This window comes from Streptomyces sp. CB01373 (assembly GCF_002803075.1).
In the GTDB taxonomy this organism is placed as follows: domain Bacteria; phylum Actinomycetota; class Actinomycetes; order Streptomycetales; family Streptomycetaceae; genus Streptomyces.
Genome location: NZ_NNBK01000001.1, coordinates 326,646 through 338,516, shown reverse-complemented (window position 1 = coordinate 338,516; position 11,871 = coordinate 326,646). Strand labels below are relative to the sequence as shown.

Genomic DNA, 11,871 nt, shown 5'->3' with positions numbered 1-11,871 from the left:
GCGCGAGCAGTGCCTCACTGCGCCACGCCCCGGCCCGGCGACCGCCCGTGGACGTGACCCGCGCCGGAGGCCGACGGCGGCCGTCCGCCCGCAGAGCACGCCCCCGAACCCGAGCTGCCTCGCGAGCGGGCGCCCGGTGACATTCATCCGGGCTCCGGCCACGGGAACGCCGCGAGCGGGTTTTCGGCCCGGTACTGAGGCCCCGGGGCGGACCGCGGCCTGTTGCACGCCGGCCCTGAAGCGCGAGCAGTGCCTCACCGCGCCACGCTCCGGCCCGGCGACCGCCCGTGGGCGTGACCCGCGCCGGAGGCCGACGGCGGCCGTGCGGGCGCAGAACCCGCACGGCCGGCGGTCCCGGCCGGCCGGCCGCCCGCAGGGCACCGCCCCGCGAACCCGGGCCGGCCTCGCGGGCGGGCGCCCGGTGACATGTGTCCCGGGCTCCGCCCACGGGGAACGGGACGGGGTTCAGGCCCGGTGCTGCGGTCCCGGGTCGGTCTCGCCGGGGTGGTCCGGACGGGTCGTCCCGGCCGGAGGCGCGGGCGGGACCGGCGGCACCGGCGGTGTGGGCGGGTATGCCGCACCCGCCGCCCCACCGGCCGCGCCCGTTGCCCGGCCGGCCGCGCCCTTCGCTGCGCCGGTGCCGCCCGTCCGCTGGGCGCCCGTGTCGGGGCCGGACGCGAAGTCCGTGCCGGGACCCGGTGCGGGGTGCGACGCCGACGGGCGGGCGGCCTCGCGCAGCGCGTAGGCCGCAGCGCCCAGGATCGCCGCGGTGATCAGCGCGGCGGCCCAGCCGGGCAGACCGATCGCGAGGGCCAGCCCCACGGCGAGCGCGAGAGCCGCGCCCGCGTACAGGGCGACGGCGCCGGACGCGGCGTACAGCGTCGCGGTGCGACGCTGCCTGCGCGTCTGCTCGCGCAGTTCGTCGCGCACCGTCTCGCGCGCCACCTGCGCCAGTTCGTCGACCAGTTGCTTGTCCAAGTGCTCCAAGTGATCCAAGCCCTTCATGGAGCGCGGGTACCCGCACACGCGTACGCATAACACCGCCCGGGGATGTGGCGGAGCAGGTGGGTCCCGCGGGCGATCCGGTGAAAGGATCACCTGCCGGGCCACCCCCAACTACGCTCGTACGCATGGAGATTCTGGGAACCAGCCTGCGCGTCTGCGTCAACGATCTGGACACCGCCGTCCCCTTCTACGAAGGCCTCGCGGGCGCCAAAGCCCTCCGCTTCGAACAGGCCGGCGTCCAGGTCGCCGCGGTCGGCTGCTTCCTGCTGATGAGCGGCCCCGAGTCGCAGCTGGAGGTGCTGCGCAAGGTCGCGGCGACGATAGCCGTGGAGGACGTCGACGAGGCCCACCGCGTGCTGACCGGACTCGGCGCGCGCATCGTGGCCGGGCCGGTACCGACCCCGGTCGGCCGCAACCTGATCGCCCTGCACCCGGACGGCACGGTGTACGAGTACATGGACCGCCGGGGCTGAGCGGGCGGCGCGGCGATATTCCGTGGGCAGCGCGTCGCGGGCGCCGTAGAGTCGGCCGGTCGGCCCCTGTGGGCCACGGCCGAACATGGAGAAGTACGGAGATCCGATGAGCGAGCAGCACACCTACCGGGTGATCGTCCGGGGCACCTGGGACGCACTGACCGACGAGGCACGGCAGCGGCTGCGCGCGGAGGCGGACGAGCACGGCATGCTCAGCATGCGGTTCACCGAGGAGGGCTCGCTGTCGTACGAGCCGTCCCCGCTGAAGCACTTCTCGATGCGCTACGTCGTGGTCGGCGACGCCGACGACGGCGAGGAGATGGCGGCCGCGATCGCCGAGGACCGCGCGGAGACCGCCCTGCGCGGCCTCGGATACGGCTTTCGCGACCTGCGGTCGACCGTGACGGACCTGAACACCATGAAGGTCACCGTCAAGCGCGCATCTCGGCGGTGAGCGCCCACCGCTCGTGGTCGCGCCAGGCCCCGTCGATGAACAGCATGTCCGGCGAGAAGCCCTCCAGGCGGAAGCCACAGGCACGGGCCAGCGCGATCGAGGCGGTGTTGAGCGGCTGCACGTTGATCTCCAGCCGGTGCAGCCGCATCGGGCCGAAGGCGTACCCGACGACGAGGTCGAGGCCCTCGCGCATCAGTCCGCGCCCGGCGGCGTGCGCGAAGGCGCCGTAGCCGAGCGCGCCGCACCGGAAGGCGCCGTGCGCGATGTTGTTGATGTTCACGAACCCGGCGAGGGCGCCGGTGTCCTTCTCGCAGACCAGGAAGCCGGCCCTCGCCGGGTCCTCGAGAAGCCGCCGGGCGTAGCCGGCGTACGCCTCGACCGTGTCCGGCGGGAAGAGCCACGGGCGGTGCAGGTCCTCGCTCTCCCGGACGCGGGCGGTGAACTCGGGGCCGTCCTCGTGGGTGAAGGGGCGGATGCCCACGCGGGGCCCCTCGGCGAGAAAGCGGGCTGCGGTGTGCGGCATGCCGTCACCCTACGCGGCCCACGCACCCTGCCGCCGCGCAGTCGACGCGGGCCCGCCGCCGCGCGGTCGACGGCAGATCGCGTGCCACGGAGCCGGCCCGGACCTGGTCAGCGCAGCGCGGGCTCGTCGAGCGTCAGCGTGCCCGCGTCGGCGTCGAGTTCGGCCGCCACGCCGAAGGGCACCGTCACCGCGCCCTCGCAGTGCCCGAAGCCGAACTCCTCCGCGACCGGTACACCGAGCCCGCCGAGCCGGTCGGCGAGCAGGGCCCGCACCCGGTCCGGGGTCTCGCAGTCCTCCCAGGAGCCGAGCAGCACCCCGCGCACCCCGTCGAGCCACCCGGCACGCAGCAGCTGGGTGAGGTACCGGTCCAGCCGGTAGACGTCCTCGCCCACGTCCTCCAGGCACAGCAGACCGCCGGCCGCGCCGGGCCGCGCGTGCGGGGTGCCGAGGTCGGCGGCGAGCAGGGCCAGGCAGCCGCCGAGGGTCACGCCCCGGGCCCGCCCGGCGACCAGCGCCGGGCCGCCGGAGGCGATCGTGCGGACCGTCTCGGGCGCGAACAGGGTCGCCCGCAGATGCCGCTGCGCCCGGTCGTTCTTGACGAAGTCGGCACCGGCGGCCATCGGCCCGTGCAGTGTGACCAGGCCCAGGCGGGTGGCGAACGCCTCGTGCAGCGCGGTGATGTCGCTGAAGCCCACGAACACCTTCGGGCCGGCCGCCCGCATGGCCTCCCAGTCGAGCAGGTCCACCATGCGCTGCACGCCGTAGCCGCCGCGGGCGCACAGCACCGCGTCCACCGACGGATCGCACCAGGCGCCCTGGAGATCGGCGGCGCGGTCGCGGTCCGCGCCCGCCAGATAGTCGAACGTGGCGTGTCGTGCCGTCACGTGCGGCGCCACCACCGGATCCAGGTCCCAGCCGCGCAGCACGTCCAGGCCCGCCTGCAGCCGCTCCTCGGGCACGGGCCCGCTGGGCGCGACGACGGCCACGCGGGCGCCGGGGGCGAGCCGGGCGGGGCGGACGAGTTCCTTCACGTGCCGAGCTCCAGGGTCGGGATGCCGGCTGGGTCCAGGCCGAAGACCTGAGCGTACAGCGACAGCTCCGCCTCCAGCGCCCGTACCAGGGTGTCGGCCCGGCGGAAGCCGTGCCCCTCGCCCTCGAACGCGAGGTACGCGTGCGGCAGCCGCCGGCCGGCCAGCCGGGCGAGGAACCGCTCGCACTGGACCGGCGGGCAGATCACGTCGTCCAGGCCCTGGAGCAGCAGGAAGGGCGCCGTGATCCGGTCGGCGTGCTCGGCGGGCGAGCGCTCGGCGTACCGGCCCGGCACCTCGGCGAGCGGCCCGACCAGGGACTCCAGGTACTGCGACTCGAAGTCGTGGGTCTCCCCCGTGCTCCAACTGGTCAGGTCGAGGATCGGGTAGCTGATCGTGCCGCAGGCGTACACGTCGGTCGTGGTCAGGGAGGCCGCCGTGGTCCAGCCGCCCGCGCTGCCGCCGCGGATCGCCAGCCGGGCACGGTCGGCGGTGCCCTCGTCGGCGAGGGCGAGCGCGACGGCCGCGCAGTCCTCGACGTCGACGACGCCCCACTGCTCGCGCAGCCGGTTGCGGTACTCGCGGCCGTGCCCGGTGGATCCGCCGTAGTTGACCTCGGCGACCCCGATACCCCGCGAGGTGAAGTAGGCGATCTCCAGGTCCAGCACGAGGGGTGTGCGGCTGGTGGGTCCGCCGTGCACCCACACGACGTACGGCGGCAGCTCGCCGGCGGGCGCCACGCACTCCGGGTGGTGCGGCGGGTAGATGTGGGCGTGCACCTCCCGGCCGTCCGGCCCGGTGAAGGTGCGCATCTGCGGCTCGGGGTAGTAGGCGGGGTCGACCGGGTCGTCGTGGGCGGCGCCGATCACCCGCGCCCGGCCGGTCCGGGTGTCCAGCTCGACGACCTCGTAGGCGCTGCGGGGGCCGGCGGCCACCGCGACGACCCGGTCGCCGTGCACCACCGGCGCCGCGTCGAACTCGGTCCAGGGGCCCGCCGCGTCGACGACCTCGCCCGTCTCCGGGTCGAGCACGCCGAGGGCGGTGGTGCCGCGGCCGTGCACGACCGCGATCAGGCCGCAGTCCAGCGGCGCGAACCAGCGCTGGCCCAGCCGCCACAGCGGGCCCGCGAACTCCTCCTCGCGGACGCACAGGGGCTCGCCGTCGCGGTAGAGGTTCCACCAGCCGCTGCGGTCGCTCGCGTACAGCAGGGAGCCGTCGGCGGCCCAGTCCGCCTGGGCGATGGACTCCTCGGGGCCGCCGGCCACCGTCCGGGGTGCGCCGAACGTGCCGTCGGCGAGCACCTCGGCCACCAGCAGCTCCGTGCCGTCCCACGGCATCCGCGGGTGGTCCCAGGCCAGCCAGGCCGCCCGCCGCCCGTCGGGCGAGAGCCGGGCGCCGGTGACGAACCGGTGCCGTTCGTCGGTGAGTTCACGCACCGCCGCCCTGTCCTCGGCGGCCGAGCCGTCCAGCGGCACCGCGGCCAGGACCCGCCGTACGTCGGTGGGCGCCTCCCCGGTGAACTCCTCCAGCACGCACCACACCTCGCCGTGTTCCAGGCGCAGTTGCGGTTCGACCCAGCGCAGTCCGCCGCCGACCGCGGAGAGTGGGGTGAGCGGGCGGGGCTCGCCGCCGGGTTCGTACCGGTACAGGCGCTGGTCGGCGAAGTTCACGAACACCACGAGCGGTATGCCGTCCACGACGGCTCCCGCCCAGGGCCGGCCGCCGTACTCCATGACGCGGCTGCGCACGTTCCACGGTGCGGGCAGCACCGTGGACTGCGAGCCGTCGGCGTTCCGCCGCACGAGCGCCCGGCGGCCGCCCTCGGCGGGCCGCGGCTCGGTCCACCACACCTCGTCGCCGACGAATCCGGGGAACTCCGGCCTGCCGTCGTGCGCGGCCGCGAGGGCCGCGTCGATGGGCGAGGGCCAGGATCCGCAGGGCAGGGTTCGCACGTTTTCCCCCATGGGCTCAGGCGGTCCGCAGGAAGCGGTCCAGGACGCGGACGCCGAAGTGCAGCGCCTCGACGGGGACGCGCTCGTCGACTCCGTGGAACAGGGCGTTGTAGTCGAAGCCCTCGGGCAGCTTCAGCGGCGAGAATCCGTACCCGGTGATGCCCAGCCGCGAGAACTGCTTGGCGTCGGTGCCGCCGGGCATGCAGAACGGCATGACATGGCCCTCCGGCGCGAACTCCTCGACGGCGGCCCGCATCGCCGCGAAGGACGGCGAGTCGACCGGCGACTGGAGCGCCACCTCGCGGTGCTCGAACTCCCAGTCCACGTCCGGGCCGGTCAGTTCGTCGAGGGTGGCGCGGAACTCCTCCTCGCCGCCGGGCAGATACCGCCCGTCGACGTGGGCGACGGCCTCCCCCGGGATCACGTTGATCTTGTAACCCGCTTCCAGCATGGTGGGGTTGGCACTGTTGCGCAGGGTCGCCTCGACCAGCCGGGCCGCCGGGCCCAGCTTGTCCACCAGCGCGTCCACGTCCCGCAGGTCCGTCTCGATGCCGTACAGGGCGGCGAGTTCGGTGAGGGCCGCGCGCACGGTCGGGGTGAGCCGAACGGGCCATTCGTGGGCGCCGATCCGGGCGATCGCCGCGGCGAGCCGGGTCACCGCGTTCTCCCGGTTGACCCGGGAGCCGTGGCCCGCCCGTCCGCGGGCGGACAGCCGCAGCCAGGCGGTGCCGCGCTCACCGGCGGCGATCGGGTAGATCTGCCGTCCGGCGCCGTCGTGGAAGGTGTACGCCCCCGACTCGCTGACGCCCTCGGTGCAGCCCTCGAACAGTCCCGCGTGCCGGTCGGCGAGGAAGCCGGAGCCGTCCTCGGCGCTCGCCTCCTCGTCGGCGGTGAAGGCGATCACCACGTCCCGCCGCGGCCGCAGCCCCTGCCGGGCCCAGGCGCGGACCACGGCGAGGATCATCGCGTCCATGTTCTTCATGTCGACCGCGCCCCGGCCCCACACGACCCCGTCGCGGACCTCGCCGGAGAACGGGTGCACGCTCCAGTCCTCGGCGCGCGCCGGCACCACGTCCAGGTGACCGTGCACGAGCAGCGCGTCCGCCGACGGGTCGGTGCCCTCGATCCGGGCCACGACGTTGGTCCGGCCCGGGGTGCGTTCCAGGAGCACGGGCTCCAGGCCCGCCCCGGCGAGCCGCTCGGCGGCGTACTCGGCCGCCGGGCGCTCCCGGCAGTCGCCGCCGCCCCGGTTGGTGGTGTCGATGCGGATCAGGTCGGACGTGAAGCCGACGACCTCGTCCAGCGCCTGCGCGTCAGCCATACTGCTCCTCGATCGCGGACGAGGCGATCGTGGTGACCGCCTTGAAGGTGCGGATCGCCTCGTACATGGTCGCGCTGGTGTAGGCGATCTTTCGCTCGCCGGCCCGGCCCACTCCCGGCACGACGGTGCAGGCCATGGCGAGGTGCTCGGCGTCGAACTCGACCGCGACGGTGAACGGGCCGCCGTCGGCCGGTTCGTGGCGGACCGCCAGCCCGGCCGCCTGCTTGGCGGCCGCGCGGATGTCGGCCGCGGTGCGGGACGGCGTACGGCACGCGGCCGCGTACCGCGACACGTGGTCCTTCACGGCGACCTTCAGCGCCTCCGGCGCGTACCCGAGGGCGTCCTCGCAGGCCAGGTCGTCCCCGGTGACCAGTACGACCGGCACCCCGTACTCGGCGACCACATGCGCGTTGAGCAGCCCCTCGCTGGCGCGTACGTCGTTCAGCCACACGCCGGTGATGGAGTTGGCGAGATAGGTGTGGGCGAGGACGCCCTCCATGCCGGCGCCGGCGTGGTAGCCGACGAAGGCGACCCCGTCCACGTCGCCGTGCTGCACGCCCTCCACCATGGACAGCGACTTGTGCCGTCCGGTGAGCATCTGTGCCCGCTCGTCCAGCCGCTCGAGGAGCAGGTTGCGCATGCTCCAGTGCGCCTCGTTCACGAGGACCTCGTCGGCGCCCCCGTCGAAGAAGCCGCGCACGGCCGCGTCGACGTCCGAGGTGAACATCGTCCGGCACCGCTCCCACTGCGGAGTGCCCGGCAGCACGTCGGCGGGCCAGGTCACACCGGTGGCGCCCTCCATGTCGGCGCTGATGAGGATCTTCATGGAGCGTCACGTTACGCGCCGATCAGCGAACCGGCTACGGAGAAGCGGTGAAAGTCGGCGAGTCGGCCCAGGGGCGGGGACGTGCCCCGCCCACCGCCCGCGCCCCGGGCACCGAGGGGCGCCGGGGCGCGGGCGGCGGGCGGTCCGGGCTCAGCGCTCCAGGAAGGCGAAGAGCTCTTCCCAGCGCCCGGTGATGACGTCCGGGTCGAAGCGCTGGACGCTGCGCAGGGCCTGGTCGCCCATCGTGTCGCGCGCCTGCTCGTCGGACATCAACCGGACGAGGTGGCGGGCGAGTTCGGAGGTGTTGCCGGGGCGGGCCAGCAGACCGTCCCGTTCGTGGGTGACGATCTCGCGGACGCCGGGCGCGCAGTCGAACGCCACGCACGGCACCCCGGTCGCCATGGCCTCAAGGAGGACCAGCGGGAAGCCCTCGCCGCGGGAGGACTGGACGAAGACGGAGGAGGCGCGCAGCGCGCCGGGCACGTCGTCCGTCTGCCCGGCGAAGTCCACCGAGTCCTTCAGCCCCAGCTCCGCGCACTGCCGTCTGAGCAGCGCCTCGGACTCTCCGCTGCCGTGGATGCGCAGGGTCCAGCCGGGCTGCTTCGGCGCGGCCTCGGCCCAGGCCTCCAGGAGCAGGTCGACGCCCTTCTCGTGGGACAGCCTGCCGATGCTGACCACGACCTTCTCGGTGCGCGGCGACGGCGTGCCGGGCGCGATGGGCAGCGGGTTCGGCATGAAGCCGACGTTGTTCATGCCCTCGGACACCCAGCGGTCCGCGTCCTCCTGGGTGAGCGCCAGCAGGCGGTCGACGTCCTTGTAGTACCGATTCACCCGTCCGAACCGCGACGACTTGCGGGCCGTCTCGAAGGACTCGTGGGTCATGCCGATCACCTGGTGCCCGGCGGTGTCCGCGAGCGCCACCCACTCCATCGCCCAGACCTGGCCGACGATGATCACCGCACCGGGCCGGGCGGCGCGGAACAGGCCCGTGAGCCGGCTCGCCGCCGTGCGCATGTGGGTCTCGTGGCGGCGGACTGCGGGGTCGGCGCGGCCGAGGAAGCGGCGCGCCCGGGGGCGGCCGGGGGGCCGGCGGGCGTACAGGGTCACGGTCCGGAACGGGGGCTCCTCGCCGAGGTCCATCGGATGGTTGGCCGGGGCGATGCCGATGACGGTGACCCGGTGGCCGCGGCCGGCCAGCAGTCCGGCCATCTGTGCCTGCCAGCGGCCCACGCCGCCGAGCTCGTCGACCTCGTTGGCCACGAAGAAGATGTCGCGCTGGGTCATCGGGTCTCTCCCGCGGGGCCGAAGAAGCGGTCCACGATCTGCGCCGCGGCGTCCCCGCGGTCGTACTCGCCGTACTTGTCCACGAACTCCTTCAGGCGGGCCTCGTACGTCGACCGCACGGTGCTCAGGTCGCCGATGACGGAGAACAGTTCGTCCCCGGTGCGCGGGACGGGGCCCGGTGCCTCGGCGAGCAGGTCGAAGTAGGTGCCGCGGGTGTCCTTGGCGTACTCCTCCCAGTCGTGGGCGTAGAAGACGATGGGGCGGCGGAGCAGCGCGTAGTCGAACATCACCGAGGAGTAGTCGGTGATCAGGCAGTCGGCGAGCAGCAGCAGCGGGGTGATGTCCGGTTCGGCGCTGACGTCGATCACGCGCCCGGCGACCGACGGCGGCAGGGTGAGCTTGTTCAGGTAGTGCGCGCGGACGAGGAGGGTGTGGTCGTCGCCGAAGCGGGCGGCGAAGTCCTCGATGTCGAAGGGGAACTCGAAGTCCCGTACACGGCCGTCAGGATGGGCGCGGAACGTCGGCGCGTACAGCAGCACGCGCCGCTCCGGGTCGAGGCCCAGCCGCTTGGCCAGCCGCTGCGCCTCGGCGGGCAGCGGCGCCCCCTCGCGGACCCGCACCAGGGCGTCGTTGCGCGGGTAGCCGGTGCGCAGCAGCTTCTCCTCGGGGATGCGGTAGGCGCGGGCGAGGGTGCGCACATCGTGCTCGCCGCGGACGACGAAGTGGTCGAAGCGGTCCAGTGCCTGCTGGTAGGAGCGCTGCTCCGGCTCGGACATCATCCGGTGGGTGGGCTCGTCGAAGCCCATCCGCTTCAGCGCCGAGCCGTGCCAGGTCTGGATGTACGTGGTCTCCGGGCGCTTGGCCAGCCGCAGCGGGTAGCCCTGGTTGTCGATCCAGAACTCCGCCTGGGCGAGCGCCTTGAGGTAGCGCCAGGACCAGCGGCGCACCAGCTCCACGTCCTTCGGGAAGCCGGTGGGGCGCTCGCCGGCGTACGACCAGATCGAGGTGATCGGCGCCTTGCGGCGGCGCAGTTCCTCGAAGACGGCGCGCGGGCTGTCGCTGTACTGCTTGCCGAGGTGGCTCTCGAAGACGACGGTGCCCTTGCGGACGGGCAGCCTGCGCAGCATCCGGTCGTACACCTGGATCTTGCGGGCGCCGGAGTTCAGGTCGCGGCGCACGGCCCGCAGCGTGCGGTAGGCGCGCTTGGCGGCCCGCGCGGGACGCCCGTGCAGATTGCGTTCCACGGCGGCGCGGCCGGTGCGGGCGAGCCGGCCCTGCTGGGCGAGCCGGAAGGCGAGGTGGCCCTTGGCGGACACCTGCGCCTCCAGCCGGTCGGCCATGAGCCGGGTCAGGCGGGGCCGGACGGGCAGGGACTCGGCGTTCTCCAGGTCGACGGCGCCGACGGTGAGCCGGCTGGTGGTGCGCTTGCCTCCGGCGGTCAGGTGCAGCCGGACGTCCCAGACGTCGTCGACGATGCCGAGCGGTCTGAGCCGCCGGGCCAGCGGCACCTCGGCCCGCCAGGCGATGGCGTCGCCCTCGTGACGCGGGGCGGGCACCGGGAAGCGGAAGGTCTGGAGGCTGCGGCGGCGGGCCCGGAACTCCAGCTCGGCGCTCAGCTCGACGCCCGGGTCGATGGTCTGCAGCGGGTTGACGATCTCGCCGGCGAGCACCACGTCGCCGCCGCGCACCGCGTACTCGGTGAGCCGGTTGCGCAGGGCCATCCGGTTGAGCGGCCTGGCGTGGTAGCCGAGGGTGGTGACGTCGAGGACGGAGCGCATCTCGGGGTCGTCGAGGTAGCGGTCGGTCCAGTAGATCCGGCCGCTCCGCTCGGCCAGCGGCGCGGAGATCTTGTGCCGGTTGATGAGCGTGTCGATGGCCGGCATCAGGTCGGTCCAGTCCTCGCGCAGCAGCAGCTGGGCGCAGATGGCGTGGACGCGGTCGAGCTCGGCGTAGGCCGCCTCGGGGAAGCCCTGGACGTAGGAGCGGGCCAGTTCGGCGAAGCGGTGGCGGTAGTCGTCGTCGAGGAAGGGGAGTTCCCGCAGGTACAGCACCAGGTCGTGCTTGAGGAACTTGATGTCCTTGCGCAGCTTCAGCTCGTCCTGGCCCTGGCGGTCCAGGATGGCGTCGATACGGCGGTGGATCTCGACCCGGTCGGCGAAGTTGCTGATCTCACCGCGCCGGTTGCTGATCGACTTGACGGTGGTCTTCTGGACGACGTTCCAGTGGTAGACCGTGTTGGGGATGAGGGTGATCCGCTGCGCGGCCAGATAGGCCTGCGCGGAGAAGAGCAGGTCCTCGTAGTGGATGCCCCGGGGGAAGGCGAGGCCGTTGTCGATCAGGAACTCGCGCCGGTAGCACTTGTTGGTCGACAGGGTGTCGAAGACGAACAGGTCCGGCAGCTCGGCGACGGAGTCCAGCGTGCGGGTGCCGCGGTACAGCCAGGGGTACCAGAGCACCCGCTTGTCGTGCCGGCTGTCGGTGTGAACCCGGACACAGAGGCCGGAGACAAGGTCTGCTCCGGTGCGGTCGGCGGCCTCGATCATGTTGCGGCAGGCGTTCCGCTCCAGCGTGTCGTCGCTGTCCAGGAACATCACGTACCGGCCGCGGGCCACCTTGACGCCCTGGTTGCGGGGCTCTCCGCAGCCGCCGCTGTTCTCCGGGAGCCGGATCGCCCGCACCCGGTCGGGGTGGGCCGCGGCGAGCGCCTTCGCGACCTCGTGGGAGCCGTCCGTCGAGCAGTCGTCGGCGATGATCACCTCGACATTGCGGAGTGTTTGCTCGAGGACGGAACCAACGGCTGTCGGAAGTCGCTCTTCGTCGTTGTAGACGATGACGACGACGCTGACGTCCGGCTCGGGCGCGACGATCGACACGGCCACCTCTCGTCTCTGTTCGTTCCGTGGGGGGTGGGCGTAACCCTACAGCGTGTAGGGGTCGCTCCGGCCCCCACCACCTTCAAACTACGCCAATGCGACAATACGCCGTCCCACTGACACGCAGAGCAC

General features: G+C 73.4%; 10 protein-coding genes. 2 read left to right on the top strand and 8 right to left on the bottom strand.

The features are described from left to right. Positions 1-465: 465 nt before the first annotated feature. Positions 466-1,005, bottom strand: a complete 540-nt coding sequence (locus tag CG719_RS01580) for a phage holin family protein (RefSeq protein WP_100566610.1) — start codon at positions 1,003-1,005, stop codon at positions 466-468. 125 nt (positions 1,006-1,130) lie between these two features. Here CG719_RS01580 and CG719_RS01575 point away from each other — a divergent pair, with 125 nt between their 5' ends. Then, the gene (locus CG719_RS01575) at positions 1,131-1,478 is read left to right on the top strand and encodes a VOC family protein (RefSeq protein WP_100566609.1); all 348 of its coding nucleotides are present in this window, start codon (positions 1,131-1,133) and stop codon (positions 1,476-1,478) included. Between the two features lie 106 nt (positions 1,479-1,584). After that, positions 1,585-1,932 carry a DUF6204 family protein gene (locus CG719_RS01570; RefSeq protein WP_100566608.1) on the top strand — a complete coding sequence of 116 codons (348 nt, stop codon included), beginning with the start codon at positions 1,585-1,587 and terminating at the stop codon, positions 1,930-1,932. Here CG719_RS01570 and CG719_RS01565 read toward each other — a convergent pair. The 7 genes from CG719_RS01565 to CG719_RS01535 form a co-directional block, all read right to left on the bottom strand. Then, entirely contained in the window at positions 1,910-2,455 is a 546-nt protein-coding gene (locus tag CG719_RS01565) for a GNAT family N-acetyltransferase (RefSeq protein ID WP_100566607.1), read from the bottom strand. The genes CG719_RS01570 and CG719_RS01565 overlap by 23 nt on opposite strands. Before the next feature lie 107 nt (positions 2,456-2,562). Then, the gene (locus CG719_RS01560) at positions 2,563-3,486 is read right to left on the bottom strand and encodes a S66 peptidase family protein (protein WP_100566606.1); all 924 of its coding nucleotides are present in this window, start codon (positions 3,484-3,486) and stop codon (positions 2,563-2,565) included. Next, complete coding sequence (locus CG719_RS01555; RefSeq protein WP_100566605.1) at positions 3,483-5,447, bottom strand: LpqB family beta-propeller domain-containing protein; 1,965 nt, start codon at positions 5,445-5,447, stop codon at positions 3,483-3,485. The genes CG719_RS01560 and CG719_RS01555 overlap by 4 nt, the downstream gene beginning before the upstream one ends. Before the next feature lie 4 nt (positions 5,448-5,451). Continuing rightward, the gene (locus CG719_RS01550) at positions 5,452-6,756 is read right to left on the bottom strand and encodes a M20/M25/M40 family metallo-hydrolase (RefSeq protein WP_100566604.1); all 1,305 of its coding nucleotides are present in this window, start codon (positions 6,754-6,756) and stop codon (positions 5,452-5,454) included. Beyond that, the gene (locus CG719_RS01545; protein WP_100566603.1) at positions 6,749-7,582 is read right to left on the bottom strand and encodes a M55 family metallopeptidase; all 834 of its coding nucleotides are present in this window, start codon (positions 7,580-7,582) and stop codon (positions 6,749-6,751) included. Before CG719_RS01545 ends, CG719_RS01550 begins: the two co-directional genes overlap by 8 nt. A gap of 150 nt (positions 7,583-7,732) precedes the next feature. Beyond that, the gene (locus CG719_RS01540; protein WP_100566602.1) at positions 7,733-8,866 is read right to left on the bottom strand and encodes a glycosyltransferase; all 1,134 of its coding nucleotides are present in this window, start codon (positions 8,864-8,866) and stop codon (positions 7,733-7,735) included. After that, the gene (locus CG719_RS01535) at positions 8,863-11,739 is read right to left on the bottom strand and encodes a bifunctional glycosyltransferase/CDP-glycerol:glycerophosphate glycerophosphotransferase (protein ID WP_234375369.1); all 2,877 of its coding nucleotides are present in this window, start codon (positions 11,737-11,739) and stop codon (positions 8,863-8,865) included. Before CG719_RS01535 ends, CG719_RS01540 begins: the two co-directional genes overlap by 4 nt. Between the last annotated feature and the right edge of the window lie 132 nt (positions 11,740-11,871).